22 protein-coding genes and 1 pseudogene are annotated in these 26171 nt (G+C 71.2%); 9 read left to right on the top strand and 14 right to left on the bottom strand.

What is annotated here, in order from left to right:
• From AC5Y7V_RS03245 to AC5Y7V_RS03270, 6 genes are all read left to right on the top strand, one after another.
• A complete protein-coding gene (locus AC5Y7V_RS03245; RefSeq protein WP_499878594.1) occupies window positions 1-507 on the top strand; it encodes a hypothetical protein in 507 nt (168 codons plus the stop codon).
• A gap of 45 nt (window positions 508-552) precedes the next feature.
• The gene (locus AC5Y7V_RS03250; RefSeq protein ID WP_499878595.1) at window positions 553-1755 is read left to right on the top strand and encodes an alpha/beta hydrolase fold domain-containing protein; all 1203 of its coding nucleotides are present in this window, start codon (window positions 553-555) and stop codon (window positions 1753-1755) included.
• A gap of 44 nt (window positions 1756-1799) precedes the next feature.
• Window positions 1800-3209, top strand: coding sequence for a WS/DGAT/MGAT family O-acyltransferase (locus AC5Y7V_RS03255; RefSeq protein WP_499878596.1), 1410 nt, complete (start codon window positions 1800-1802; stop codon window positions 3207-3209).
• A 69-nt stretch (window positions 3210-3278) separates the two neighbouring features.
• Entirely contained in the window at window positions 3279-4067 is a 789-nt protein-coding gene (locus AC5Y7V_RS03260; RefSeq protein WP_499878597.1) for a crotonase/enoyl-CoA hydratase family protein, read from the top strand.
• A 156-nt stretch (window positions 4068-4223) separates the two neighbouring features.
• Window positions 4224-5723, top strand: a complete 1500-nt coding sequence (locus tag AC5Y7V_RS03265) for a class I adenylate-forming enzyme family protein (protein ID WP_499878598.1) — start codon at window positions 4224-4226, stop codon at window positions 5721-5723.
• A complete protein-coding gene (locus AC5Y7V_RS03270; protein WP_066968398.1) occupies window positions 5720-6016 on the top strand; it encodes a hypothetical protein in 297 nt (98 codons plus the stop codon). The genes AC5Y7V_RS03265 and AC5Y7V_RS03270 overlap by 4 nt, the downstream gene beginning before the upstream one ends.
• Window positions 6017-6042: 26 nt before the next feature.
• Here the strand turns inward: AC5Y7V_RS03270 and AC5Y7V_RS03275 are convergent, their stop codons facing one another.
• The 6 genes from AC5Y7V_RS03275 to AC5Y7V_RS03300 form a co-directional block, all read right to left on the bottom strand.
• Complete coding sequence (locus AC5Y7V_RS03275) at window positions 6043-7467, bottom strand: PE family protein (RefSeq protein ID WP_499878599.1); 1425 nt, start codon at window positions 7465-7467, stop codon at window positions 6043-6045.
• A 150-nt stretch (window positions 7468-7617) separates the two neighbouring features.
• Complete coding sequence (locus tag AC5Y7V_RS03280; RefSeq protein ID WP_499878600.1) at window positions 7618-9042, bottom strand: PE family protein; 1425 nt, start codon at window positions 9040-9042, stop codon at window positions 7618-7620.
• A gap of 81 nt (window positions 9043-9123) precedes the next feature.
• Window positions 9124-10575, bottom strand: coding sequence for a PE family protein (locus AC5Y7V_RS03285; RefSeq protein ID WP_499878601.1), 1452 nt, complete (start codon window positions 10573-10575; stop codon window positions 9124-9126).
• Between the two features lie 128 nt (window positions 10576-10703).
• Complete coding sequence (locus tag AC5Y7V_RS03290) at window positions 10704-12143, bottom strand: PE family protein (RefSeq protein ID WP_499878602.1); 1440 nt, start codon at window positions 12141-12143, stop codon at window positions 10704-10706.
• Between the two features lie 108 nt (window positions 12144-12251).
• Window positions 12252-12896: a TetR/AcrR family transcriptional regulator gene (locus AC5Y7V_RS03295; RefSeq protein ID WP_499878603.1), complete on the bottom strand. Its 645-nt coding sequence runs from the start codon at window positions 12894-12896 to the stop codon at window positions 12252-12254.
• An 8-nt stretch (window positions 12897-12904) separates the two neighbouring features.
• On the bottom strand, window positions 12905-13036 hold the full coding sequence (locus AC5Y7V_RS03300) for a hypothetical protein (protein WP_499878604.1): 132 nt from the start codon (window positions 13034-13036) through the stop codon (window positions 12905-12907).
• Between the two features lie 386 nt (window positions 13037-13422).
• Here AC5Y7V_RS03300 and AC5Y7V_RS03305 point away from each other — a divergent pair, with 386 nt between their 5' ends.
• Entirely contained in the window at window positions 13423-14055 is a 633-nt protein-coding gene (locus AC5Y7V_RS03305) for a TetR/AcrR family transcriptional regulator (RefSeq protein ID WP_499878605.1), read from the top strand.
• Window positions 14056-14059: 4 nt separating this feature from the next.
• On the opposite strand, the gene AC5Y7V_RS03310 is transcribed toward AC5Y7V_RS03305, so the two are convergent.
• Genes AC5Y7V_RS03310 through AC5Y7V_RS03320 form a run of 3 tightly spaced genes read right to left on the bottom strand, consistent with a single transcriptional unit; the run spans window position 14060 to window position 17561 of the window.
• Entirely contained in the window at window positions 14060-15532 is a 1473-nt protein-coding gene (locus tag AC5Y7V_RS03310) for an aldehyde dehydrogenase (protein WP_499878606.1), read from the bottom strand.
• Window positions 15533-15577: 45 nt separating this feature from the next.
• Window positions 15578-16345: a class I SAM-dependent methyltransferase gene (locus AC5Y7V_RS03315; RefSeq protein WP_499878607.1), complete on the bottom strand. Its 768-nt coding sequence runs from the start codon at window positions 16343-16345 to the stop codon at window positions 15578-15580.
• Window positions 16346-16370: 25 nt separating this feature from the next.
• On the bottom strand, window positions 16371-17561 hold the full coding sequence (locus tag AC5Y7V_RS03320; RefSeq protein ID WP_499878608.1) for a hypothetical protein: 1191 nt from the start codon (window positions 17559-17561) through the stop codon (window positions 16371-16373).
• A gap of 118 nt (window positions 17562-17679) precedes the next feature.
• Between AC5Y7V_RS03320 and AC5Y7V_RS03325 the strand changes: the two genes are divergently transcribed.
• Window positions 17680-18834 carry a glycosyltransferase family 4 protein gene (locus AC5Y7V_RS03325; protein ID WP_499878609.1) on the top strand — a complete coding sequence of 385 codons (1155 nt, stop codon included), beginning with the start codon at window positions 17680-17682 and terminating at the stop codon, window positions 18832-18834.
• On the opposite strand, the gene AC5Y7V_RS03330 is transcribed toward AC5Y7V_RS03325, so the two are convergent.
• The gene (locus AC5Y7V_RS03330) at window positions 18818-20509 is read right to left on the bottom strand and encodes an MmpA family trehalose lipid delivery protein (protein WP_499878610.1); all 1692 of its coding nucleotides are present in this window, start codon (window positions 20507-20509) and stop codon (window positions 18818-18820) included. The genes AC5Y7V_RS03325 and AC5Y7V_RS03330 overlap by 17 nt on opposite strands.
• A gap of 9 nt (window positions 20510-20518) precedes the next feature.
• Window positions 20519-21805: a cell envelope lipid trafficking protein PgfA gene (gene pgfA, locus AC5Y7V_RS03335; protein ID WP_499878611.1), complete on the bottom strand. Its 1287-nt coding sequence runs from the start codon at window positions 21803-21805 to the stop codon at window positions 20519-20521.
• Between the two features lie 93 nt (window positions 21806-21898).
• Here pgfA and AC5Y7V_RS03340 point away from each other — a divergent pair.
• A pseudogene (locus AC5Y7V_RS03340) lies at window positions 21899-23111 on the top strand (acyltransferase family protein).
• 1 nt (window position 23112) lies between these two features.
• On the opposite strand, the gene AC5Y7V_RS03345 reads toward AC5Y7V_RS03340, so the two are convergent.
• From AC5Y7V_RS03345 to AC5Y7V_RS03355, 3 genes are all read right to left on the bottom strand, one after another.
• The gene (locus AC5Y7V_RS03345) at window positions 23113-23586 is read right to left on the bottom strand and encodes a YbjN domain-containing protein (protein WP_499878612.1); all 474 of its coding nucleotides are present in this window, start codon (window positions 23584-23586) and stop codon (window positions 23113-23115) included.
• Window positions 23587-23658: 72 nt separating this feature from the next.
• The gene (locus AC5Y7V_RS03350; protein ID WP_499878613.1) at window positions 23659-25131 is read right to left on the bottom strand and encodes an AMP-binding protein; all 1473 of its coding nucleotides are present in this window, start codon (window positions 25129-25131) and stop codon (window positions 23659-23661) included.
• Window positions 25132-26109, bottom strand: coding sequence for a phosphotriesterase family protein (locus AC5Y7V_RS03355; RefSeq protein ID WP_499878614.1), 978 nt, complete (start codon window positions 26107-26109; stop codon window positions 25132-25134). It lies immediately after the preceding gene.
• Window positions 26110-26171 lie beyond the last annotated feature (62 nt).

Consider the following 26171-nt stretch of genomic DNA (forward strand, 5'->3'; position numbering starts at 1 on the left):
ATGGCGTCATTCTCACGGCGTTTCGCGACGGTCTACGGGTCCGGCCCGCTGCACCTGCTGACGATGGTGTCCGGGTTCGCCCTGCTCGGCTACGTCCTCGCCACCTTCAAGCCGGCGACCCTGTGGAACTCCGGCACCTGGTGGCAGTCGATCGCCGTCTGGCTGGCCGCCGCCGTGATCGCCCACGACCTGTTGCTCTTCCCGCTCTACGCGCTGGCCGACCGGGTGCTGTTCGCGCGGGCACGCCGTCGTCCAAACATCAGCGCCCGCAACCACATTCGGGTGCCCGGCCTCGGCGCCGGGCTGACGCTGCTGATCTTCCTGCCGGGCATCATCGAGCAGGGCGCCACTACCTACGCGGCGGCCACCGGGCAAACCCAGCAGCCATTCCTGGGCAGGTGGCTGCTGCTCACCGCGGCCATGTTCGCCATGAGCGCCATCTGGTACGCCGCCCGACTCGCCGTGACACGCCGGCGCGTCACCGGCAAACCCGCCCCCGCTCTCTAACGCAAACGTCAGTTTCAGCTGCCCGCCCGGGGGTACAGTCCGTACATGACTGCGAGGGCACCCCGCATGACACCCTGCGTGAAGTGGTTGCTGCGGGCCGGCCCCGCCGACTACATGCTGGCCCTGAGCGTGGCCAGCGCTTCGCTGCCGGTCGTCGGAAAGCGCCTGGAACCGCTGGGCGCGCTGACCGCGATGAGCGTCTGGGGCGCCCGCCACGCACCCCAAGCCCTGTCCGCCCTGACCAAGGACTGGCTGACGCCCCACGCCGACGAGGTGCCGGTCGCGGACCCGCAGAGCGTCCGGGAGGTCTCCGTCGCCGCGCTACGGGGCGTCGTGTCGGCCGCGGACCTCGACCTCGAGTGGCCCACCGCGGAGCGGACCCCGCCGATCTGGGACGCGATCCGCCGGCGTCGCTACCTCTACCGCCGCGGCGTCCACTACGGCGACCACCCGGCGCAGGTGCTCGAGGTCTGGCGGCGCAAAGACCTGCCCGCGCAGCCCGCGCCCGTCCTGATCTTCGTGCCCGGCGGCGCCTGGGTGCACGGCAGGTCCATGGGCCAGGGCTCCGCGCTGATGTCCAGGCTGGCCGAGCAGGGCTGGGTGTGCCTGGCGATCGACTACCGCGTCGCGCCGCACCACCGCTGGCCGCGCCACATCACCGACGTCAAGACCGCCATCGCGTGGGCGCGCGCCAACGTCGACAAGTTCGGCGGCGACCGGAATTTCGTTGCGGTGGCGGGCTGTTCGGCCGGTGGGCACCTGTCCGCGCTGGCCGGACTGACCCACGACGACCCAGCGCACCGGACCGAACTGCCCGAGGGTGCCGACAGTTCGGTGGACGCGGTGGTCGGCATCTACGGCCGCTACGACTGGGAGGACCGTTCCACCCCCGAGCGGGTGCGGTTCGTCGATTTCTTGGAGCGGGTGGTCGTCAAGAAGTCGATCGCGCGGCACCCCGAGGTGTTCCGCGACGCGTCGCCGATCGCGCGCGTGCATCGAAATGCCCCGCCGTTCCTCGTGATTCACGGCAGCAAGGACAGCGTCATCCCGGTCGAGCAGGCGCGCGGCTTCGTCGAACGGCTGCGCGCCGTTTCACATTCGATCGTCGGCTACCTGGAACTGCCGGGCGCAGGCCACGGATACGACCTCATCGACGGGGAGCGGGCCGGCGCGGCGGCGCACGCCGCATCGCTGTTCCTCAACCAGGTCTACCGCACCAAAAAGATCGGCGCGAAAGAGGTTATCTGAGCTCGCGCCGCTGGGTAATGTCCCCCTATGGGTAAGGGACAGCGGTGAAAAGGCTCAGCGGCTGGGACGCGGTACTGCTGTACAGCGAGACGCCGAACGTGCACATGCACACCATCAAAGCCGCGGTGATCGAGCTGGCTCCCGATCGGCGTGAGTTCGACATCGAGGCCTTCCGCCAGGTGCTCGCCGGCCGGCTGAACAAACTCGAGCCGTTCTGTTATCAGCTCGTCGAAATCCCGTTCAAGTTCCACCATCCGATGTGGCGCGAGAACTGCGAGGTCGACCTCGAGTACCACATCCGGCCGTGGCGGCTCCCCGAGCCGGGCGGCCGCCGCGAATTGGACGAGGCGATCGGTCGGATTGCCAGCACCCCGCTGGACCGCACCCGCCCGCTGTGGGAGATGTACTTCATCGAGGGCCTGGCCAACAACCGGATCGCGGTGGTCGGCAAGATCCACCACGCGCTCGCCGACGGCGTCGCGTCGGCGAACCTGCTGGCCCGGGGCATGGACCTGCAGCCCGCGCCCGAGGGTCGTCCGTACAAGTCCGACCCCGCCCCCACCCCGCGGCAGCTGATGAGTTCGGCGTTCGCCGATCACCTGCGCCACCTCGGGCGGATCCCCGCGACCGTCCGCTACACCGCGGAGGGTTTGGGCCGGGTCCGCCGCAGCTCCCGCAAGCTGTCCCCGGAACTGACCCGGCCGTTCGAGCCGCCGCCGACCTTCATCAACCACAAGATCACCGCGGAGCGCCGGTTCGCCACCGCCACCCTGGCGCTGGCCGACGTCAAGGAGACCGGCAAGCGGCTCGGCGCGACGATCAACGACATGGTGCTCGCCATGGCCACCGGCGCGCTGCGCACCCTGCAGTTGCGCTATGACGGCCAGGCCGAGCCGCTGCTGGCGTCGGTGCCGATGAGTTTCGACTTCTCGCCGGAGCGCATCTCCGGCAATCGCTTCACCGGCGTGCTGATCGGCCTGCCGACCGACTCCGATGACCCGCTGGAGCGGGTGGCTTGCACCCACGAGAACGCCATCGCGGCCAAGGAAAGCAACCAGCTGATGGGGCCCGAGCTGGTCAGCCGCTGGGCGGCGTACATGCCGCCCGCGCCCACCCAGGCCTTCTTCCGGTGGGCCTCCGGCCGCGACGGGCACAACAAGATCCTCAACCTGAACATCTCCAACGTGCCCGGTCCGCGCGAGCGCGGCCGCGTGGGCGGCGCGCTGGTCACCGAGATCTATTCGGTGGGGCCCTTGACCGCCGGCAGCGGCCTCAACATCACCGTGTGGAGCTACGTCGATCAGCTCAACATCTCGGTGCTCTCCGACGGGGCCACCCTCAAGGACCCGCACGAGGTGACCGAGGCGATGGTCGCTGACTTCATCGAAATACGCAGGGCCGCTGGGCTTTCCGAAGAGCTGACGGTCATCGAGGCGGCGATGGCCCCGGCCTGAGGGCCGTCCCGGTAACGGGACTCTCGACTGGTGCCAATGCCGTTTCCGTCGACCGTTACCATCAGCACCGTGACTGGTAGCGACGAAGCTGGCAATAGCGAACCCGAAGTCCTGGTCGAACAACGGGACCGGATCCTGATCATCACCATCAACCGGCCCAAGGCCAAGAACGCGGTCAACGCGGCGGTCGCCCAGGGCTTGGCCGACGCCGTGGATCGGCTGGACGGCGATACCGGCCTGTCGGTGGGAATCGTGACCGGCGCGGGCGGGTCGTTCTGCGCGGGCATGGACCTCAAGGCCTTCGCGCGCGGCGAAGTGCCCATCGTCGCGGGCCGGGGCATGGGCTTCACCGAGCGGCCGCCGGTCAAGCCGCTGATCGCCGCGGTGGAGGGCTTCGCGCTGGCCGGCGGCACCGAGCTGGCGCTGGCCACCGACCTGATCGTGGCGTCGCGCGACTCGGCGTTCGGCATCCCGGAGGTCAAGCGGGGGCTGGTTGCCGGCGGCGGCGGGCTGCTGCGGCTGCCCGAGCGCATCCCGTCCGCCATCGCGATGGAGCTGGCGCTGACCGGCGACAACCTGTCCGCCGAGCGCGCCCACGAGCTGGGCATGGTCAACGTGCTGGCCGAACCGGGCAAGGCGCTGGACGCCGCCATCGAGCTGGCCGAGAAGATCGCCGCCAACGGCCCGCTCGCGGTGGCCGCCACCAAGCGGATCATCGTCGAGTCCCGCGGCTGGACGCAGGAGTCCCGCTGGGAGGAGCAGAACAAGATCCTGGCCCCGGTGTTCGTGTCCAACGACGCCAAGGAGGGCGCGATCGCGTTCGCGGAGAAGCGTCCGGCGCGCTGGACCGGCACCTGACCCGGCGAGCAGACACAAAAGCCTCCGACACGCCGAGCGTGCCGGGGGCTTTTATGTCTGCTCGCGGTGGTGGTCGGGCGCTACGAGTCGACGATGTTAGATGGCTTACACTGTGCGCTAGATTTGTAAAGGGCGGGGATCCACGAAGGATCGAAGATGAGCATTTCGTTGCTGCTGGAGATGGCCGCGTCGGGCAACCCCGAGCGCACTGCCGTCGTCTCCGGGGAGCTGCGGCTGACGACGCAGCAGCTGAGCGATCTGGCCGACGGCGGCGCCGGTGTCGTCGCGGGATCGGGCGCCAGGCACGTGGCCTATGTGGGCACCGGCGGCGCGATGCTGCCGGTGCTGATCTTCGCGACCGCGCGCGCCGGGCTCGCCTTCACGCCGCTGAACTACCGGCTCTCCGCTGAGGGGATCCAGGCGCTGATCGAGCGGCTGCCCGAACCGCTGGTGATCGTCGACGACCGCTACCGCGACATGATCGGGGAGTCGTCGCAGCGGGTGATGTCGTCCGACGAATTCCTGGCCGCGGCCCGTGAGGCCGAGCCCGCGGCCGAGTTCGCCGACCCGGAATCCGTGGCCATCGTGCTGTTCACGTCGGGCACCACATCGGCGCCCAAGGCCGTCGAGCTCTCGCACAACAACCTGACCAGTTACGTCACCGGGACCGTCGAATTCGAATCGGCCGAACCCGCCGACGCGGCGCTGATCTGTGTGCCGCCCTATCACATCGCCGGGGTCAGCGCGGCGCTGTCGAACCTCTACGCCGGCCGAAAGATGGTGTACCTGCCCAACTTTGACGCCAACGAATGGGTGCGGCTGATCGACGCCGAAAAGGTGACGACGGCCACGGTGGTGCCCACCATGCTGGACCGCATCGTTACCGTCCTCGAGAGCGGCGGCCATGAGCTGGCGTCGCTGCGCAGCCTGGCCTACGGCGGATCCAAGGTGGGCCTGCCACTGGTCCGCCGGGCGCTGGAGCTGTTGCCACACGTGGGCTTCGTGAACGCCTACGGGCTGACGGAGACGAGCTCGACGATCGCGGTGCTTGGCCCCGACGACCATCGCGAGGCGCACGCGGCGCCCGCACCCCATGTGGCCAAGCGGCTGGGCTCGGTCGGGCGGCCGGTGCCCGGCATCGAGCTGCAGATCCGCGGCGAGGACGGCGCGGTGCTGCCGCCCGGCGAAAGCGGCGAGCTGTACGTGCGCGGCGAGCAGGTGTCGGGGCGCTACACCGGGATCGGCTCGGTGCTCGACGACGAGGGCTGGTTCCCGACCCGCGATGTGGCCCTGCTCGACGAGGACGGCTACCTCTTTATCAGCGGGCGCAGCGACGACACCATCATCCGCGGCGGTGAGAACATCGCGCCCGCCGAGCTGGAGGAGGTGCTCATCGAGCACGCCCACGTGCGCGACGTGGCCGTGGTCGGCGTCGAGGACCCGCAGTGGGGCCAGGCGATCGTCGCCGTGGTGGTGCCGGTCGCGGGCATCGATCCCGACCCCGAGGAACTGCGCGAGCACGTCCGCAAGAGTTTGCGCGGGTCGCGCACCCCCGACCGGGTAGTCTTTCGCGACGAGTTGCCGACCACACCCACGGGCAAGGTCCTGCGCCGCGAGATCGTCGAAAATCTCCGAACATTAGGAACGCCAAAATGATCAAGAACGGAACCCGCCTCGCCAGCCAGGTGTGTGACACCCAGGTCATCGTGGTCCGCAGCGCCGACAGCCTCGACGACCTGCGCTGCGGCGGCGCGCCGATGGTGCCGATCGGCGGCGAGCGCTCCGGCGAGCTCGACCCGGCGTTCTCCGACGGCACCGTGATGGGCAAGCGCTACGTCGACGAGACCGGCGCCGAGGTGCTGGTGACCAAGCCCGGCGCCGGCAGCCTGAGCATCGGTCAGACCGCCCTGCAGCTCAAAGAGGTCAAGCCGCTGCCCGCCAGCGACTGACCGCTGAGCCGGTCCACGGCCCCTGTTCACGGTTGCCCGTTCGCCCCGTCCAAGCCCAGGAGTAGCCCGCCGGTGCCCCCGGCGCCGCCCGGCTGCGGCGGAACACCGTCCCCACCGTCACCGCCGTTGCCGATCAGCTGGGCATTGCCGCCGTTGCCGCCGGCACCTCCAGGGGCGCCGGCTCCGGAGTTGCCGCCGGTACCACCGTTGCCGATGACCGCGGCGTTGCCGCCGCGACCACCGCTCCCGGCGGTCGCGGCGCTCGCTCCACCGTCGCCGCCGTCGCCGCCCCTGCCGAACAGTCCTACCGCGTTACCCCCGGCGCCCCCGAGGCCACCGGTGGTAAGCACGGATTGCCCGCCGGTGCCGCCGTGGCCGCCGTTGCCGAACAGCATCCCGCCGAGGCCGCCGATGCCGCCGACACCACCGTTGGGTGGGCCCGTCGAGGCCCCGCCGGTGCCGCCCGCCCCGCCGCTACCGATCAGCCCGGCATTCCCACCGTTTCCGCCCGGCTGGCCGGCCGACCCGGCACCGCCGTTGCCGCCGTGGCCGCTTAGCAGCCCGCCGGCGCCCCCGTTGCCGCCCGGAGTGCCCAACGGGCCGGTTCCGGCGTTGCCGCCGTTGCCGCCGTGGCCGTGCAACAGGCCACCGTTGCCGCCCTGACCGCCGGGAGCTCCAATGGTGCCCCCGGTGCCGCCGTCGCCGCCGGCCCCACCGTTGCCGAACAACCCGATGGCGGACCCGCCCCTGCCGCCACCGCCGCCGCCGCCGCTGCCGGGGGCGCCGGCGCCGCCGGCCCCCCCGTTGCCGAGCACGAGGCCTCCGGTGCCGCCGGCGCCCCCAATGGTGATGCCGGTGCCACCGGCGCCGCCGTTACCGAACCACCCGGCGGGGCCGCCGTTGCCGCCCTTGGCGAGCTCGGTGGAGCCGCCGTTGCCACCGTTGCCGAACAGCCCGGCGGGGCCGCCGTCGCCGCCGTTGGGATGGCCGACGCCTCCGGAGCCGCCGTTGCCGCCGTTGCCGATCAAGATCCCGCCGGGGCCGCCGTTTGCGCCGGTGCCGGGCGTGCCGTTGGCGCCGTTACCGATCAGCGGACGCCCCAGCAGCGCCTGCGTCGGCGCGTTGACCACGTTGAGCACCTCCTGCTCGAGGGCCTGCAAAGGAGAGGCGTTGGCCGCCTCGGCGGTGGCATACGACCCGGCGCCGGCGTTCAACGCCCGCACGAACTGCTGGTGAAACGCGGCCGCTCGGGCACCGAGCGCTTGATATCCCTGGGCGTGCGTGCCGAACAGCGCCGCGACCGCTGCCGAAATCTCGTCGGCCCCCGCCGCCAGCACCCCGACCGTCGGGGCCGCCGCGGCGGCAGTGGCCACTTCAACCTCGGAACCGATACGTGCCAAATCCGTGGCGGCCGTGGCCATTGCGTCCGGAGTCGCTAATAGAAATGACATCCCGCACCTCCCACCGGCTCAGTCCAGCCCGGCGGTCGCCCAGCTCAGGTGATCGTCGAGCCGTGCGGTAACAGGCGAATCGTATCGCGATCCCGAAGCCTCAGACAGGGGCGAAAGAAGGACAAGCAGCTACCGGCCGTGGATCGAGCGTCAGGGTCCGGCGTGCCCGTTGGGGCCGGGGATCCCGAGCAGCAGCCCGCCGTTGCCGCCCACCCCGGGGGTGGCGGCGACGCCGGTGCTGTTCCCGCCCGCGCCGCCGTTGCCGACGAGTTGGGCGTTTCCGCCGTCGCCGCCGTTGGCCTTGTTCGTGATGGAGCTGCCGGCGCCGCCGTTTCCACCGTCGCCGCCGCTGCCTAATAGGGCACCGTTGCCGCCGTGCCCCCCGTTGCCGCCGTTGAATGCGACCGTGAGGCTCTGGCCCCCGTTGCCGCCGTTGCCGCCATGGCCGAACAGCCCGATGGCGTTGCCGCCGGCGCCGCCCGCGCCGCCAAAGGCAAAGAGGTTTTGCCCGCCGTCGCCGCCGCGCCCGCCGTTGCCCAACAACGTGCCCCCGTTCCCGCCGGTGCCGCCGGTGCCGCCGGCGTCGTTGCCGCCGCCGGCGCCGCCGTTGCCGATCAGGCCGGCATTCCCGCCGTGGCCGGCCTTTCCGGCGTAGCCGTTGCCGCCGGCGCCGCCATCGCCGCTGAGCATCCCGCCGGCGCCGCCGTCACCGCCGGTGCCGGGGAAGGAGCCCTGCGAGCCCGCGGCGCCGCCGGCGCCGCCGTTGCCGTTCAACAGGCCGCCGTGACCGCCGTGACCGCCGGAACCGGCGCCGCCCACCAACCCGCCAGGTGCCAGCCCGCCGGCGCCGCCGAGGCCTCCGTTGCCGAACAACCCGATGGCGTCGCCGCCCGCACCGCCGGAGCCGGCCCCGCCGACGGTGGCGCCGTTGTACGCGCCACCCGCGCCGCCCGGCCCGCCGTTACCCCACAGCAGCCCGCCGGTGCCACCGGCGCCGCCTTTGCCGCCGTTGACCGAGTTTGTGACGCTCAGACCCCCGGCGCCGCCGGCGCCGCCGTTGCCGAACAACCCCGCAGGCCCGCCATTGCCGCCTGGTGAGTTCGCCGCGCCCGATCCGCCGTTGCCGCCATTGCCCCACAGCAGGCCGCCCGCCCCGCCGTCCTGGCCGCTCCCCGGCAAGCCGTTGGTGCCGTTGCCGATCAGCGGGCGCTGCAACAGCAGTTCGGTGGGTGTGTTGATCGCGTTGAGGAGGTCTTGCTGCACGACCTGCCACGGGTTGGCCGCGGCCGCGGCGTTGGCCGCTTCGGCGCTGGCGTAGGCGCCCGCGCCGGCGTTCAAGGCCTGGACGAATTGCTCATGGAAGGTTGCCGCCTGGGCGCTGACGGCCTGGTATTCCTGGGCGTGCGCCCCGAAGAACGCGGCCACCGCCGCCGATACCTCGTCCTCCCCGGCCGCCAGCAGCTGGGTGGTCTGGACCGCCGCGGCCGAGTTGGCCTGGCTGAGCGTGGATCCGAGGCCCGCCAAATCGGTGGCGGCCGTCGAAACCACGTCGGGCGTCGTGAACAGGAAAGACATCTCCGCACCTCCGGCAACGCCCCCGTCCGATCGGCAAAATCGTAGCGTGGTCGTCGCGCGCACAGGGGCGATTTCGTCGGGCTACGGGCCCTGCCCACCGTCGGCCCCCGGCACACCCAGCAGCAGGCCGCCGCCGCCGCCGATCCCACCGGGTTCGAAGTAGCCGTTGCCGCCCGCGCCACCGTTGCCGATCAGCTGAGCGTTGCCGCCGTTGCCGCCCTCCGATCCCGGGAAGGGAGTGCTGCCAAATCCGGAGCTGCCGCCCTTACCGCCGTTGCCGATGACGCCGGCGTTGCCGCCGCGGCCGCCGTTCCCGCCGTTGCCGTGACCCTGGCCGCCGTCCCCGCCACCACCGCCGTTTCCAAAGAGCCCGACTCCGCTGCCGCCGGCGCCGCCGGCGCCGCCGGCGCTGTAGGCCGATTGACCGCCGAGGCCACCGTGGCCGCCATTGCCGAACAGGGCGCCCCCGGCGCCCCCGTTGCCACCGACTCCACCGGCTTCATTGAGCACCGTTTGGTCGGCCGTGCCGCCGGTCCCGCCGGCACCGCCATCGCCGATGAGGCCGGCGGCCCCGCCGTTGCCGCCGGCTTTGCCGCCCGTGCCGTTGCCCCCGGCGCCGCCGTTGCCGTGGAGCAGCCCGCCGGCGCCTCCGTCGCCGGCCACGTTGCCGTACGTGGCGGCCCCGGCGTTGCCGCCGGCGCCGCCGTCGCCGTTCAACAGGCCGCCGTGGCCTCCCTGCCCGCCGGCACCGGCGTGGCTCGTCGACAAGTTGCCGATGACCCCGGAGCCCCCTTCGCCACCGGCCCCGCCGTTACCGAACAAGCCGATGGCGTCACCGCCGCGACCCCCGGTCCCGGCCAATGTCGAGGACACGCCATAGCCGCCGACCCCGCCGGCGCCGCCGTTGCCCCACAAGATCCCGCCCGTGCCGCCCGCGCCACCGGGCCCGGGCGACAGGGTGCCATTGGTGGCCCCGCCCGCGCCGCCGGCGCCGCCGTTGCCGAACAGTCCCGCCGGTCCGCCGTTGCCGCCCGGTCCGCCGAAGGCGAACGGGGTGGCGGGCGTGCCGGACCCGCCGTTACCGCCGTTGCCCCACAGCAGCCCGCCGGCGCCTCCGTTCTGGCCGGTTCCCGGCAGGCCGTCGGCGCCGTTGCCGATCAGCGGCCGGCCCATCAGCAGCTCGGTGGGCGTGTTGATCGCGCCCAGCAGGTCTTGCTGGAGGGTCTGCCAGGGGTTCGCCGCGGCGGCGGCGTTGGCCGCCTCCGCGCTGGCGTAGGCGCCCGCGCCCGCGTTCAGCGCCTGGACGAACTGGTCGTGAAATGCCGCCACCTGGTCGCTGAGCGCCTGATAGCCCTGGCCGTGAGCAGCAAAGAATTCCGCGACCGCGGCGGACACCTCGTCGGCGCCCGCCGCGACCATCTCGGTGGTCTGGGCCGCGGCGGCGGAGTTGGCCTGACTGAGCGTCGAGCCGATGCTCGCCAAATCCGTTGCGGCGGCTGATACTACGTCCGGCGTAGCGAACACGAACGACATGGAATACCTCCAGACGAGCGCTCCGACAGGGCGCCGTCCGGCGCGGGTAATGGTGGAGCCGTGTAGTCAGCAACCAGATGGTACTTGGTGCAAACAGCAAATGTCGCGTTATTGGCCAACGGGCTCCACTACGGCCCGACGCCTCCGTCGGCCCCGGGAACCCCGAGCAACAGGCCGCCGGTGCCACCTTGCCCGGGCACGCTGCCGGCAATGAAGCCGTTGCCTCCGGCGCCGCCGTTGCCGACCAGCTTGGCGCTTCCGCCGTTGCCGCCGTTGGCCGGGAAATTACCGTAGCCGGCGTTGCCGCCGTTGCCGCCGCCGCCGATGATCCCGCTGTTGCCGCCGGCGCCGCCGTCTCCGCCTTTGGCGACGACGGTGGCAGCACCGCCGTTGCCCCCGTCGCCGCCGGTCCCGAACAGCCCGATGGCGCTGCCGCCGGCACCCCCGTTGCCGCCAGCGCCAAGAGTGGCTTGCCCGCCGGCGCCGCCGTGACCGCCCCCGCCGAACAGCGCTCCGCCGAGACCGCCGGTTCCGCCGGCGCCGCCGTTTTGGTCGGCAACGATATTCCCTCCGGTCCCGCCGGCGCCGCCGCCGCCGCCGTGCCCGATCAGCCCGGCATTCCCTCCATTGCCTCCGGGATTGCCCACGGTGCCAGCACCGCCCGCGCCACCGTTACCGCTCAGCGTCCCTCCGGCGCCGCCGCTACCCCCGAAGCTGCCAAGGGCACCCACCCCTGCGTTGCCGCCGTTGCCTCCGTCGCCGTTCAGCAGCCCGCCATGGCCACCCTGGCCGCCGTGCCCGCCGGAACCCAGCAGCGTAAGCGAACCAGCGCCGCCGACGCCGCCGGCCCCGCCGCTGCCGAATAACCCGACCGCGCTGCCGCCCGCACCGCCGGCTCCGCCGGAGACAAGGCCAGCCGTGTTGGTGTTGACCCCGCCGACGCCGCCCGGCCCACCGTTGCCGAAGAGCAAACCGCCCGCGCCGCCGGCGCCGCCCGCACCGGCGCCGCCCGTCACGGTCGATAGGCCACCCGGCCCGCCGGCGCCGCCGTTGCCCCACAGCCCGGCGGGCCCGCCGCTCCCGCCGGGCAGGCCCGGCGCGCCGGATCCGCCGTTGCCCCCGTTGCCCCACAGGAGGCCGCCGGCCCCGCCGGGTTGGCCGGTGCCCGACAAGCCGTTGGTGCCGTTGCCGATGAGCGGGCGCTGCAGCAGCAGCTCGGTGGGCGTGTTGATCGCGTTGAGGATGTCTTGCTGCAGGACCTGCCACGGGTTGGCCGCCGCGGCGGCGTTGGCCGCCTCGGCGCTGGCATAGGCGGCCGCGCCCGCGGTCAGGGCCTGGACGAACTGGCCGTGAAAGGCCGTCGCCTGGGCGCTGAGCGCCTGATAACCCTGGGCGTGCGCGCCGAAGAAGGCGGCCACCGCCGCCGACACCTCATCGGCGCCCGCCGCTAGCACCTCGGTAGTCTGCGCGGCGGCGGCCGAATTGGCCCGGGCAAGCGATGTACCGAGGCCCGCCAAGTCCGTGGCGGCGGTCGAAACCACGTCGGGAACCGCGAACAGGAATGACATTCCGCACCTCCGGCAACGCCCCCGTCGTGGGAAAATCGTAGCGCGGTCAGCGGGCGCACGCGCGATGTCCCCGGGGTACGGGCCCTGCCGCAAGGCGAAGCCGGCGCGTTATTCCGCGATCTTGTTGCGGACCACGAATTCCTTTGCCTTGATGAGGAATTCGATCTGCTCACCGACCCGGCGCAACGGGTCGATGCTGCGCGTGGAGCGGGACAGCACAATGGCGCCCTCGAAGGCGGCGATCGACGTCACCGCCAGCGAAGCGGCTTCGTCGTCGTCAAAGCCGTCGTTGACGAACGCCCGCGTCAGCGCGGTACACCAGTGCCCCAGGATCGCGGCCGCCTCCCCGGACAGTTTGGGGTCGTCGTGGGAGCCGATCGCGGCGGCCACCACCGGGCAGCCAGCGGTGAAGTCGCCCTCGGCGAGCAGTCGCTCCCAGAACTCGGCGAACTCACGCAACAGCGCCTTGGCGCCCCACCCGGCCGCGTCGTCGATCATCGCGGTGATGGACTCGCCCGAGTACCGCAGCGCCTCGGTCAGGATCTGATTGCGCCCGTCGGGGAAGTGGTAGTACACCGAGCCACGCGGCGCGCCGCTGCGGGCCAGCACCTCATCGATGGTCACCCCGGCGGCGCCGCGCTCGCGCATCACCTCGGCCGCGCTGAGCAGCATCTTCTTGCGGGTGTCGCAGCGTTTTGTCGGCGCGGATTCCGCCTTGGCGTCGGTGGTAGTCGGCACTGTCGTACCTCCCATGGCGAGCGTCATGCAGCGTGCGAGTGCCGCGGTACCGGCCAGTGCATATTACGCGGGCTGAACCGGAACGGCCGCCGCTTGAAGTCGGGCATCTCGCGCGTGTACTGGTAGCCGGCGACGTTGAGTTCGATGATCCACATTGTTTTCTCCCGGCCTGAGTGCGGCCACATATTATGCTTAGAACCATATAAGACATCGGTCGAGTAAGCAAGTTTTATTCCCTAAGTAAACCGGACAGCTGGATAAATGGACCTCAGGCATCGTCGGGCGTCCCTCCGGGCGGGAACGTGATCCCGGTCTCATTATGCCTTATTGCATAACACCTATGGCTGCGCTTCACTGAGCCGATGGCTCTTCCGAACCTCGACACCGTGTCCCTCGAGCGCGACGGACACGTCCTGCTGATCGGCCTCAACCGGCGTGCAGTCGTTCATCGAGCGACGGCGGGCCCAGTTCCAGGGGCATCAGCCGCGGGCCTGCGAGCGCGTCGCGATACCGCCTCGGCGGGCGTGTCTACCCTGGGGTGATGTCCGGCGAGCACGCGTTTGACCCCGACCCCGCGGGCGAGCCGTCCCGCGTGGAGCGGATTCGCGACGCGGCGCTGAAGACGTTCGCCGCCCACGGCACCGAAGCCACCTCGCTGCGCACGATCGCCGCTGCCGCGGGCGTTTCGCTCGGGCTCGTCCAGCACCACTTCGTCACCAAGGCCAACCTCATCCAGGCCGTCGACGAGCACGTGACGACGGTGCTGACCGCCTCGCTGACCACCGCCGCGTCGACTCCGGGCGACGACCCCGTCGCCGACATCGCGGACCGGGTCACCTCGCTGCTCACCGATCACGCGGACGTCGTCGACTACCTGTGTCGATCGCTCGTCGACGCCACCCCGACGGGGACCCGTGTCTTCGACACGCTGGTCGCGGTCGCCGGGGGCCACTGGGAGCAGCTCCAAGAGCAGGGGCTGGCCAAGCCCAACCTGGACCCGGTCTGGATGACGCTCAACCCGCTGGTTCTGGTGCTGGGTATGTTCCTGCTGCGCACCCAGCTAAACCGGCACCTGCCCGAACCCCTCGCCAGCCCAGCCCAAATCGAGCGATGGCGAAACGCCACCGAGCAAATCATCGCCGACGGCCAACTGCGAAGGCCCCCAGCCGAATAGGCGGCTACGCGTCGACCGTGTAGCCCATCGGCATCAGCACGCTCTTCTGCTGGGTGAAGTGCTCGACGCCCTCCGGCCCGTTCTCGCGACCGATGCCGGAGTTCTTGTAGCCGCCGAACGGGCAGCACGGATCGAAGGCGTACCAGTTGATCGCGTAGGTGCCGGTGCGGATCTTCTCCGAGATCTCGATGCCCCGCGGCACGTTGGTGGTCCACACGCTGCCGGCCAGGCCGTACTCCGAGTCGTTGGCGATCTTGATCGCGTCCTCTTCGGTGTCGTAGGGGATGATGGACAGCACCGGCCCGAAGATCTCCTCCTGGGCGATCGTCATCTTGTTGTCGACGTCCGCGAAAACCGTTGGCTGCACGAAGAATCCGTTGTCCAGGCCCTCGGGACGCCCGCCGCCGCACACCAGCCTCGCGCCCTCCTCGATGCCCTTGGCGATGTAGCCCTCGACCCGGGCGCGCTGCTTCTCCGAGATCAGCGACCCGATCTGGGCGCCCGCGTCCGACGGCGGACCGACCGGCAGCGCCTGCACGAAAGCGCTTACCGCGTCTACGATTTCGTCGTAACGCGAGCGCGGCGCCAGGATGCGGGTCTGGCCCACGCAGGCCTGCCCGGTGTTCATGATCCCGGAGAACACCATCATCGGGACCGCGGACGCCAGGTCGACGTCCTCGAGGACGATGGCCGCCGACTTGCCGCCGAGCTCCAGCGTGCACGGCTTGAGCAGCTCCGCGGCCCGCCGGCCGATCTCCTTGCCGACGCCCGAGCTGCCGGTGAAGGTGAACAGGTCGACGTCCCGGTTGGACGTCAGCGCCTGCCCGGTCTCGATCCCGCCGGGCACCACGGACAGCACACCCTCGGGCAGGCCGGCGTCGGCGAACACCTGCGCCAAAGCGTTTGCGGTCAACGGCGTTTCGGCGGCCGGCTTGAGCACCACCGTGCAACCGGCCAGCAGCGCCGGGCCAAGCTTGTTGACCGCCAGGAACAGCGGCACGTTCCACGCCACGATCGCGCCCACCACACCGATCGGCTCGCGGTGCACGATCGTCTGCCCGTACGAGCCGTTGCGGATCTCCCGCCACTTGACCTGGTCGACGGCGGGGCCGGCGAAGAATTGCATCGCGCCCATCGACCCCATCCAGTGCATCGTCTCGATGGTCATCGGCGGCTGGCCCGTCTCGTCGGCGAGCAGCTTGGCGAACTGATCCTTGCGCTCTTCGAGCAGCTGCAGCGCCTTGGCGATGACGGCCGCGCGCTCCTTCGGCGGCGTCGTCGGCCAGGGGCCGCTGTCAAAGGCGGCGCGCGCCGCGGCGACCGCCGCGTCGACGTCGGCCGCCGCCGCGAGCGGCACCTTCCCGACGTACTCACCGGTGGCCGGACAGTGCACCTCGATGACTTCGGACGTCGACGGCTCCGTCCACTTGCCGCCGATGAAAAGTTTGTCGTATTCGGTCTTAGCCTCGTCGCTCATGGCCGCCACCCTACCCAAGCCGACGCAAAACGAGAACATGTTTCATTAGTGGGGCCGCAGCACCAGCACGAGATTGCTCACCAGGAACTCGCGCAGCACCGGGACCGACGTCAGCCGCCACGCCCATCGCGGGTGGTAGCGCGGAAATGTGGCCACCGCGGCGCCGGTGCCGGCGGCCCAGCTCAGGCCGTCCGCGGCGGACACGGCGAACAACGACGACCCGTAGTTGTTTTTGGCCGGATGGCCGTGTTTGCGGGCGTACCGCGCGGCGGCCCGGGCGCCGCCCAGGTAGTGCCACGGGCCCGTCTCGTGGCCGCCGAACGGGCCCAGCCACACCGTGTAGGAGAGCACGGCCAGCCCGCCCGGCCGGGTCACCCGCAGCATCTCGGCGCCCAGCTGCCACGGCCGCGGCACGTGTTCGGCGACGTTGGAGGATAGGCAGATGTCGACGGAGTCGTCGGCGAAGGGCAGTGCCATGCCCGACGCCCGGACGAACGAGCCGCCCGCAGCGGCCAAAGTCGGCCCGGCCGCGTGCATCTCGCCCGGGTCGGGTTCCACGCCGATGTAACGGAGGCCGGCGTCGGCGAACGCCGCCGCGAAGTATCCCGGGCCGCCGCCGACGTCGAGCAGCGTGCGGCCGGCCGGATCCTCGCTATGCGCCCCGCGCCACAGGTCGGCGACCATCGCCGCGGTGTCGGCCGCCAGGGCGCCGTAGAACCGGGCCGGGTCGGACTGCTCGTGGCGGAACTCCGACAGCAGGCGCAGCGACCGGCGCAGCCTCGCCCGCCGCGCAAAAATGTCGGTGACGGCCACCGGGCAACCCTACGGTCGGGGTCGGCTAGACCTGTTGGTCGTACCGCTGCAGATACGGGGTCAGGCCGAATTTCTCGACGAGCAGGAGAAAATCCCCACCCGAGACCGAGAATTCGGGGGGTTCGTTCACGCGCTGCCGCACGTCGCGCGGCCACGAAAACCGCATGTCCAGACCCCCGATGGTGTCGCGGCAGCCGATGGTCAGGGGCGGCGGCCCACCGGGCAGGGCGAGGACCAGGACGGGCGTGGTGGACAGCGACGTGGCGATGCTTCGCTCGATCATCCGGCCCACCATCTGGTCCGCCGATCCGAACCCGAACATGCCGTACCTGAATTGGTAGGTCTCCGGTGTCGCGGTCATCTGCGCCACGGGCGCCGACGCGAGCAGCGCGTTGGTGTTCGGATCGACCACCCGGATCGTGTCCGCGTCCACGTCGATGGCCAGGCGAGGCTGGTTGGCCGATCGCAGGACCTGTTGTTTTCGCCGGACCGCGAACGGCCCCATCTGCTGGATCGCCAGGGGGCTGGGGAACAGCACGCAACGAATGGGTCCCGCGGGCGCGGGTGAGCCCGCGGCCGAGCCGGCCGGATCGGTATGGCGACCGGAGATGGCGAGAATCTCGCCGAAGTCCGAGGACGACACCCAGGCGTCGACGTCCAGGGGCAGGCCGTAGCCGGCGTCGGGCGCTTCGAGCCGCGTTCCCGCGGCGACGCGATAATCTCGCCCGCCGAGAACGAAACGGCGTCCGCCGCAATGCAGATGCAGCGTCGTGCCCATCGTCATGCCGCCGGATATCCCCCACACGCCCAGCTGCGCGTCGCCGAACGGATAGACGTCGCCCGGCCGCTTGCTGACGGTCAGGGCATCGCGCGTGACGTCGAGGAGGATCTTCCCGTGGCCCGACCGCTGGGACCACCAATACCAGCCACCGACACCGCCGATGAGGAGAGCCACAAAGCCGTAACGGACGACGACGTCCATGAGCCGCGCGAGATCTCGTGACCCGCCGGGCCCCCGCATGGCCCACATCTGCGCCGCCATGTACAGGCCGCCGAGGACGGCGGTGAACGCGAGGATGCCCACGACCATGATCAGGTAGGACTTGCCCGGGCTTTTCTGCCACGCGGGCGTGGTTATCGAGGCCATCTTCGAGCCCCAGAACGGGGGATTCGCCACGAACCTGCGTGCCGCACCCGATTCATTACCGATGCTCATCTGGGAAGGATCCCACCGGCGGACCCGGCTGCAAAGAGTCCACGGCTAGGTTCGATCGCCCGCTTCCTCCTCGCGCCGCTCCGCGGCGCGCATCGTCACCGGGCTAGGCTGACCAGTAATGTCTTCTCTCCGTTCCGTCCTGCTGCTGTGCTGGCGCGACACCGGGCACCCGCAGGGCGGCGGCAGCGAGGCCTACTTGCAACGCGTCGGCGCGCAGCTGGCCGCGTCCGGGATCGCCGTCACGCTGCGCGCCGCCCGTTACCCGGGCGCGCCGCGCCGCGAAGTGGTCGACGGGGTGCGCATCGACCGCGCCGGCGGCCGGTACTCGGTATACGTGTGGGCGCTGCTGGCGATGGCCGCGGCGCGCGTCGGCCTCGGGCCGCTGCGGCACGTGCGGCCCGACGCGGTCGTCGACACCCAGAACGGCCTGCCGTTCCTCGCCCGCCTGGTGTATGGCCGGCGGGTGGTGGTGCTTGTACACCACTGTCACCGCGAGCAGTGGCCGGTGGCCGGGCCGGTGCTCGGCCGGATCGGCTGGTTCGTGGAGTCGAGGCTGTCGCCCCGGGCGAACCGGCGCAATCAGTACGTGACGGTGTCGCTGCCGTCGGCCCGCGACCTGGTCGCGCTCGGCGTGCGCCACGAGCAGATCGCGGTGGTGCGCAACGGCCTCGACGAGGCGCCGGCGCAATCGTTGACTGGCCCGCGCTCGGCCGCACCGAGGGTGGTCGTGCTGTCGCGGCTGGTGCCGCACAAGCGGATCGAGGACGCGCTCGAGGCGGTCGCGGCGCTGCGGCCCCGAATACCCGGGTTGCATCTCGACATCGTCGGCGACGGCTGGTGGCGCCAGCGGCTCGTCGACCACGTCCGGCGCCTCGGCATGGCCGACGCGGTGACCTTCCACGGTCACGTCGACGACGTGACCAAACACCATGTCCTGCAGAGCTCTTGGGTGCACGTGCTGCCGTCGCGCAAGGAGGGGTGGGGCCTGGCCGTCGTCGAGGCGGCGCAGCACGCGGTGCCCACGATCGGCTACCGCTCCTCGGGAGGGCTGTCCGACTCCATCGTCGACGGGGTGACCGGGCTCTTGGTGGACGGCCGCGACGAGCTGGTAGACCGCCTCGAGCGGCTGCTCTGCGACCCCGTGCTGCGCGACCAACTCGGCGCCAAGGCGCAGGCGCGCAGCGCCGAATTCTCCTGGGCGCAAAGCGCCGACGCGATGGCCGGCGTGCTGCAAGCCGTCCAGGTGGGCGAGTTCGTCAGCGGCGTCGTCTGAACCCGCCGAGGGCGGCGCCGGCCGCGCCCGCGATCAGCATCGCCAGCCACGCCAGGTGTGCGACCAGCGTCGCGGTGCGCCGCGCGGCGGGAACACCGGCGCCCTCGCCGCCGATCCGGTAGAGGGCGAACTCGTCGTCGCGGTAGACCGGCGTCAGCGCGTCCAGGGTGTGCGACGCGGCGCCCAGGTCGCCGGCGCTGTCGGATTCGACGACCAGCCACCCGATGCCGGCCGGCGCCAACGCGCGGGGGTCGGGCCCCGAGAGCAGCAGGTCCTGCACGGCCCGCGCGCGATCGCCCTCCCCGTGGATGACGACCCCCGAGATGGCCAGGTCGCCGGTGGACAGGACGTCGGCGCGCAGCCAGCGGGGCAGCGGATCCAGCACCGGCCCCGGCCCGGACCAGGAGAAGCGCCGCATGGTCCCGGCGGGCAGCACCGCCACGGTCCGGGGATCCCCATTGATCGCCGCCGCCACCGCCGCCCACCCCCGCGGGTAGCGCACCGGCGAGACCGCGCCCCACGCTCCCCACGCCAGGTCCGGCAGCGCCAAGATCAGCGCGAGGCAGCAGACCAGCGCCGCCAGCGGCGGCCGCAACCAGCGCCGCAGCGTCACCACGGCGCCCGCGCCCGCCAGCGCGTATCCCGGCACCGCCAGGGCCACCCACTTCTGCCCGTCGCGCAGCACACCGAAGGCGGGTGCGGCGTCGACCAGCGCCCGCAGCGCGTGCAGGCCGGGGCCGGTGGCCAGGGCGGCCGGCACCACGACGGCCACCGCGGCCAGCGCCAGCAACGGAACCGCCGAGCGCCGACGGGCCACCACCGGCAACCCGGCCGCCACCACCGCCAGCAACACCGCGGCGGAGGACAGCGCGAAAAGCGTTGTGCGCGAGGCAGGTACGGCCTCGCCGTTCCAGATTCCGCCGAGGCTGGCCAGGCTGGCTAGCGTGCCCAGGCCGGGCTCGGCCCGCGGCGCGAACGCGTTCACCCCGAGCGCGTTCGCCGCGGTGTGCGCCTTCAGCGACGAGCCCAGCGCCGCCGCGGTCAGCCAGGGCGCCGCCGCCACCAGCGCGACCCCGCACGCCGCCGCGGCGCACGCCCAGCGCGGTCTAGCCGCGCCGGGGACGGCCACGCAGACCAGCGCCACCGCCGCGGCGAGCAGCAGGCCCGTCGGGGTGAGCCCGGCCAGCGCCACCCAGAACGCCAGGCCGAACCAGTCGGGCCGCCCGGCGTCCGCCGCCGTCCGCAGCCGCAGCATCGCGGTCGCCACCCAGGGCAGGCAGCCGTACGCGACCAGCAGGCTCCAGTGGCCCTGCAAAAGGCGTTCGGCGACATAGGGATTCCAGATCGCCAGCGTGGCGGCGACGAACTCGCCCGGCGCGCCGGCATCGGGCAGCGCGGTCGCCACCAGCCGCGCTGCGCCCCACCCAGCCAGCCACAGGCCGGCCAACAGCAGCGCCTTCACCACGACGCCGCCGTCGATCAGGTGCGACGCCAGCGCCACCGCGAAATCTTGGGGCGTCGCCCGCGGCGCCGCCGTCAACCCCAGGGCGGTGTCGGACACGTACGACCGGGGCGTCGAAACCGCGTCGCGCAACAGCAGATATCCGGGCGCCAGGAGCGGTCCGGCCACCAGGAGCGCCAGCAGCAGCGCGTACCCCGGTCGGGTCCAGCGCACGTCGGAGAACTAGGCCCGTTCGGGGGGACCGGGTGACTCCGGCGGTCCCGCATCGGGCGGCCCCGGCTCGGGTGGCTCGTCCGGGCCCGGGGTCGGCGCGTCGGGATCCCCGCCCCCGGCGGGGCGCTGGGTGGGCAGCTTCTCGGTCTCGGCTTCGGCGCCGGGCACCGGTTCCTCCGGGCCGCGGCCGAAGAGTTCCTCGTCGGTCCGGTCCAGGCCCGGGTCGGTCAGCGCGCTCTCGGTCCGCAGGCTGAACGAGGCGAGCACCGCGCCGCCGATCAGCGCGATCAGGCCGACCGCGGTGAACGTGATGGGCAGCACCCGCGACCACAGGGCCAGCCGGTCCCGCTCGTCGCGCGCGGTGTTGACCTGGGCCTCGACGGTGTCCTCGTTCGAGGTGACCGTGTAGTCGGCCAGCGTCATCTCCGGCTTGAGGGGATCACGGGCGAAGTAGTGGTTGGCGTGCTCTTTCTGCTTGACGATGGTCCCCGACACCGGGTCCACCCAGAAGGTCCGCTGCGCCGCGTAGAAGCGGGTCATGGTGATCTGTTCGTTGGGGTCGCCGCCCTGGACGCCCCACATCGCCGCCGAGGCGGTGAACTTGGAGTCCGTCGTCTGGTCCGCGTACAGCGTCGGGTACGCCACCGGCGCCACCAACTTGCCGTCGCCGTTGTAGCCGACGTTCTGCGTGAACTTGTAGGTGGTCAGGCCGTTGACGTCTTCCTGGCTGTCGTAGTTGACGTCGAACGGCTTCTGCGCGATCGGATCGAAATAGGGATACGTCTTCTTCTCGGTGTGGAACGGGAACCGGTAGGACAACCCCTCGTGGCGGAGCGGCATCGCGGTGGGCGGGCTCTCGTCGTTGACGGTGCGCGGCTTCTGCACGGAGCCGCCGGGGTGGGTGTCGTCGGAGACGGCCAGCGCGGTCCTGCGGTTCAGGGTGACGGTGTCGACGATCGCCAGCAGCAGGCCGCTGTCCTTCTGCTTGTCGGTGCGCCGGACCGAGGTGCCGACCTGCAGCGTGACGACGTCGGCGTTGGCCGGGGATTCGACGCTGACCTGTTGCTGGGACACCAGCGGCACGTTCTGGTTGACGACGAGGTGGTCTGTGGAAAGTGACGCAGAGTCAAGCGCGGTTCCGTTGCCGTCGCTGATCAAGGTGGCGTCGATGTTCAGCGGGATCTTGGCGATCCGGCTGCTGGTGTACGTCGACAGCAACAGCGCGGCGATCAGCAGGGCAGCCCCGAGTCCGATGATCGCGCATGCGGCGTAACGCAACATGACTGCTCGGTTCACGTTGCCGTGCCCTCCTCATGGATCCCTCGTGGTTCCCGTGGCAAACCCGTTCGACCCTAACAGCAGAATTTAAGGCCCCGGCTTACGTACCCGATTCGTTGGCGGACAACCGACGGGCACACTTGTGGGCGTGACCGATGGCCAACAGGTGGGCGGAATCCGCAGCTTCCTGCCCGCCGTGGAGGGGATGCGCGCGTGCGCGGCCATGGGCGTGGTCGTCACCCACGTCGCCTTCCAGACGGGGCACTCCAGCGGCGCCGCCGGCCGGCTGTTCGGCCGCTTCGACCTCGCGGTGGCGGTGTTCTTCGCGCTGTCGGGGTTCCTGCTGTGGCGCGGGCACGCGGCGGCGGCGCGGGGGTTGGGTCCGCGGCCGCGCACCGGCCACTACCTGCGCTCGCGGGTCGTGCGGATCATGCCGGCCTACCTGGTGGCGGTCGTGGTGATCCTGACCCTGCTGCCCGACGCGGACCACGCCAGCCCGACCGTGTGGCTGGCCAACCTGACGCTCACCCAGATCTATGTGCCGCTCACCCTGACCGGTGGCCTGACGCAGATGTGGAGCCTGTCGGTCGAGGTCAGCTTCTATCTGGCGCTGCCCCTGCTGGCGTTGCTGGCCCGCCGCCTGCCGGTCGGCGCGCGGGTGCCCGCGATCGCCGCGCTGGCGGCGCTCAGCTGGGCGTGGGGCTGGGTGCCCGTCTTTTCGGGGCACGGCCCTGCTGGGATCAACCCGCTGAACTGGCCGCCGGCCTTCTTCTCCTGGTTCGCCGCGGGCATGCTGCTGGCGGAGTGGGTGCACTGCGGCGTCGGCGTGCCGCACCGGTTGGCGCGACGCCGGGTCGTGATGGCCGTCGTCGCGGTGCTGGCCTACCTGGTGGCGGCCTCGCCGCTGGCGGGCCCCGAGGGCCTGGTGCCCGGCACCGCCGCCCAGTTCGCGGTGAAGACGGGGGCGGGCTCGCTGGTGGCGTTCGCGTTGGTGGCGCCGTTGGTGCTGGACCGGGTCGACACGCCGCACCGCGTGCTCAGCAGCACCGCGATGGTGACGCTGGGCCGCTGGTCCTACGGCCTGTTCGTGTGGCACCTTGCCGCGCTGGCGATGGTGTTCCCGGTGCTCGGCACGTTCCCGTTCACCGGCCGGATGCCCTCGGTGCTGGCGCTGACGCTGATCTTCGGGTGGGCGATCGCCGCCGTCAGCTACGCGCTGGTCGAATCCCCGTGCCGGGAAGCGCTGCGCCGCTGGGAGAAACGCCACGAGCCGGCGCAGACCCCCGAGGCGATAGACGCCGAGGCCGACGCGATCGCGCCGTGATTCAGCGATCCATCCACTGTTCCAACGCGTCCGCGGACGGCAGGGCGATGGCCCGCTCGATCTTCTCGAACAGGTCGGTGCCGTACTCGACGGTCGATCTGACGAAGTTGCCCAGCGCCTCGATGTGGATGCCGTCGGTCAGCAGGTAGGCATTCTCCGCGACGACGCTGAGGCGGGTCGGCTGGGCCGTCTCGCGCACAAACGCCTTGGGCCAGTGGGTGTCCCGATTCCAGTCGTTCACCAGCTCCATCAGGCGCGGGCGTTCGGTCGCCAGGTAATACACGGCCGGGCTGATCGAGATCTCCAATACATCGCGCCGCAAACCGTTGATCCGCACATTCACGTGCAGCTTGCCGCGCTCGTGGCTCGACAGCAGCATCATGAATTCCTCGCCGTCACTGCTGCGAAAAAATCGCAGCTGACGCGATCGCAGATAACGTTCGATCAGCTCCGTGCTCAACGGCTCGATCTGCATGGCCCCTCTCCCGGACAACCGTCATGGACGGACCCATGTTGGGGCGCAGCGCTTGGAAGATTCTTGGAGTCGTCAGGCCGGCTCGGCCGCCCGCAGGCGCGCGATGACCTCGGCGCGCACCGCCGACCGCCGCGCCTTGCCGGCGTCGTCGCGCAGCGGAGTGCCGACGAACTCGACCGTTTGGGGCACCTTGTACGACGAGATGCGTTCGCGCAGAAAGCCTTTCACCGCCTCGTCATCCAGATCGGATCCGTCGGCCGCGTGCACCAGGGCGTAGGGCACCTGGCCCAAATCGTCGTGCGGCACGCCGACGACGAGGCAGGACAGCACCTCCGGGTGGGCCGACAGCGCGTTCTCGATCTCGGCGGGGTAGACGTTGCGGCCCCCGACGGTGAACATGTCGACCCGCCGGTCGGACAGGTACAGGAACCCGTCGGCGTCGAAGTAGCCCAGGTCGCCCAGCGAGTCCCAGCCGTCCCGGGACTTGGCTTCCACGCCGACGTAGCGATAAGTCGGCGCGCTGCCGGGGGCGGGGCGCATGTAGATCTCGCCGACGACGCCGGGCGGGCAGGGGTTGCCGTCGTCGTCGAGCACCTTCATCTCCCCGGCGACCACGATGCCGACCGAGCCGCGGTGGGTCAGCCACTGGTCGCCGCTGATGAAGGTGAGCGCCTGTAATTCGGTGCCGCCGTAGAGTTCCCAGACGGCCTCGGGGCCCAGCAGGTCGATCCAGGCCTGCTTGATTGCCGGCGGGCACGGCGCCCCCATGTGCCAGAACCGCCGCAGCGACGACAGGTCGTAGGCGCCGGGGTCGGCGTGGTAGACCGGCAGCGCCCGCTGCATGATCGTCGGCACCGTGGTCAGGAACGTGACCCGGTGGTCGGTGATCAGCCGCAGGAAACCGTGCGGGTCGAACCGGCTCATCAGCACCAGGTGGTGGCGCATCAGCAACGCGATCGTCGCCGTCGTGAACCCCGTGTTGTGGGACAGCGGGATCGGCACCAGCGTGGTGTCGCCCTCCTGCGCGCCGAGCGGGTAGCCGACCGCGGCCGGGATCCGGCTGTCGCCGCCGGACTCGATGAGCTTGGGCCGCCCGGTGCTGCCGCCCGACCCCATCGCCTTCCACACCGGCGAGACGGCCTCCGGGAGCGCGGCGTCGGACAGCGCCGGATCGGGGACGAAACCCGCTGGCACACTTGGTATTTCGGAGCTTTCGCGGCCCACCAGCAGGGCGGGCGGGCGCAACTCGAGCAGGCCGGCCAGCTCGGCGTCGGGCAACCGCGCCGAGAGCGGCTGCGGTACCGCGCCCAGCTTCCAGCACGCCACCGCCGCCTGGATCCACTCGATCGAGTTGGGCAGCACCATCGTCACGTAGTCGCCGACTCCGACGCCGCGCTCGGCGTACGCCCGGGCCAACCGGTTCGTCGACCGGTCGAGTTCGCCGCGGGTGATCGTCTGTCCGTCGCAGGTGACCGCGGGCTCGTCGGGAGCCAACCGGGCAGCCTGCGAAATCTGCGTGCCGATCGGCGGGACGGGGTCGGTCATCTAGTAGGCGCCCTGTCGCTCGAAGATGCGGCGCGGGTTGTCCACCAGCATGGTGTGCAGCTGCTCGTCGGTGACGCCGCGCTCTTTGAGGGCGGGGATCACGTCGTTGTGGATGTGCAGGTAATGCCAATTGGGCGCGGCCACCGGCAGCAGCTCCTCGGGCAGCGCGTCGAAGTAGCAGTTGGCGTCGTGTGACAGCACCATCTTGTCGGCGTGGCCGCGCTCGCACATCGTGGCCACGATGTTCACCCGGTCCTCGAACGGCGAAATCAGGTCGATGCCGAACCGGTCCATGCCCAAGTAGGAGCCGGCGGCGATCAGTTCCTCGAGGTAGCCGACGTCGGTGCTGTCGCCGGAGTGACCGATCACCACCCGGCTCAGGTCGACGCCCTCCTCTTCGAAGATGCGCTGCTGCTCCAGCCCGCGCCGCAAGCCCGCGTGGGTGTGGGTGGAGATCGGCACGCCCGTGCGCTTGTGTGCCTGGGCGACGGCGCGCAGCACCCGCTCGACGCCGGGGGTCACGCCCGGCTCGTCGGTGGCGCACTTGAGGATGCCCGCCTTGATGCCGGTGTCGGCGATGCCCTCCTCGATGTCGCGGACGAACATGTCGGTCATGATCTCCGGGCCGTCCAGCGGCGCGCCCGGGCCCTGGTAGTGGAACCGGAACGGGACGTCGTTGTAAGTGTAAAGGCCGGTCGCCACAACGATATTCAACTCGGTGGCCGCGGCCACGCGCGCGATGCGCGGGATGTAGCGCCCCAGCCCGATCACCGTGAGGTCGACGATGGTGTCCACGCCGCGGGACTTCAGCTCGCCCAGCCGGTTGACGGCATCGGCCACCCGTTGGTCCTCGTCGCCCCACGCTTCGGGGTAGTTCAGTGCGATCTCGGTGGTCATGATGAACACGTGCTCGTGCATGAGCGTCACGCCGAGGTCGGCGGTGTCGATGGCGCCGCGAGCGGTATTGAGTTCTGGCACGGGACTGACTCTAAGGCGGATGGGCGGTTCACCAACAGGGCTGTGTGGGAGTACGTTGCCCC

It is taken from the genome of Mycobacterium sp. NGS34, from assembly GCF_059812845.1.

What these genes read in the sequence shown, in the direction of transcription:
- AC5Y7V_RS03245 (WP_499878594.1), top strand. Translation starts at nt 1, where the DNA reads ATGGCGTCATTCTCACGGCGTTTCGCGACGGTCTACGGGTCCGGCCCG.
- AC5Y7V_RS03320 (WP_499878608.1), bottom strand. Translation starts at nt 17,561, where the DNA reads ATGAGCATCGGTAATGAATCGGGTGCGGCACGCAGGTTCGTGGCGAAT.
- AC5Y7V_RS03265 (WP_499878598.1), top strand. Translation starts at nt 4,224, where the DNA reads ATGAGCATTTCGTTGCTGCTGGAGATGGCCGCGTCGGGCAACCCCGAG.
- AC5Y7V_RS03345 (WP_499878612.1), bottom strand. Translation starts at nt 23,586, where the DNA reads ATGCAGATCGAGCCGTTGAGCACGGAGCTGATCGAACGTTATCTGCGA.
- AC5Y7V_RS03270 (WP_066968398.1), top strand. Translation starts at nt 5,720, where the DNA reads ATGATCAAGAACGGAACCCGCCTCGCCAGCCAGGTGTGTGACACCCAG.
- AC5Y7V_RS03290 (WP_499878602.1), bottom strand. Translation starts at nt 12,143, where the DNA reads ATGTCATTCCTGTTCGCGGTTCCCGACGTGGTTTCGACCGCCGCCACG.
- AC5Y7V_RS03250 (WP_499878595.1), top strand. Translation starts at nt 553, where the DNA reads ATGACTGCGAGGGCACCCCGCATGACACCCTGCGTGAAGTGGTTGCTG.
- AC5Y7V_RS03305 (WP_499878605.1), top strand. Translation starts at nt 13,423, where the DNA reads ATGTCCGGCGAGCACGCGTTTGACCCCGACCCCGCGGGCGAGCCGTCC.
- AC5Y7V_RS03325 (WP_499878609.1), top strand. Translation starts at nt 17,680, where the DNA reads ATGTCTTCTCTCCGTTCCGTCCTGCTGCTGTGCTGGCGCGACACCGGG.
- AC5Y7V_RS03280 (WP_499878600.1), bottom strand. Translation starts at nt 9,042, where the DNA reads ATGTCTTTCCTGTTCACGACGCCCGACGTGGTTTCGACGGCCGCCACC.
- AC5Y7V_RS03275 (WP_499878599.1), bottom strand. Translation starts at nt 7,467, where the DNA reads ATGTCATTTCTATTAGCGACTCCGGACGCAATGGCCACGGCCGCCACG.
- AC5Y7V_RS03350 (WP_499878613.1), bottom strand. Translation starts at nt 25,131, where the DNA reads ATGACCGACCCCGTCCCGCCGATCGGCACGCAGATTTCGCAGGCTGCC.
- AC5Y7V_RS03285 (WP_499878601.1), bottom strand. Translation starts at nt 10,575, where the DNA reads ATGTCGTTCGTGTTCGCTACGCCGGACGTAGTATCAGCCGCCGCAACG.
- AC5Y7V_RS03300 (WP_499878604.1), bottom strand. Translation starts at nt 13,036, where the DNA reads ATGTGGATCATCGAACTCAACGTCGCCGGCTACCAGTACACGCGCGAG.
- AC5Y7V_RS03295 (WP_499878603.1), bottom strand. Translation starts at nt 12,896, where the DNA reads ATGGGAGGTACGACAGTGCCGACTACCACCGACGCCAAGGCGGAATCC.
- AC5Y7V_RS03310 (WP_499878606.1), bottom strand. Translation starts at nt 15,532, where the DNA reads ATGAGCGACGAGGCTAAGACCGAATACGACAAACTTTTCATCGGCGGC.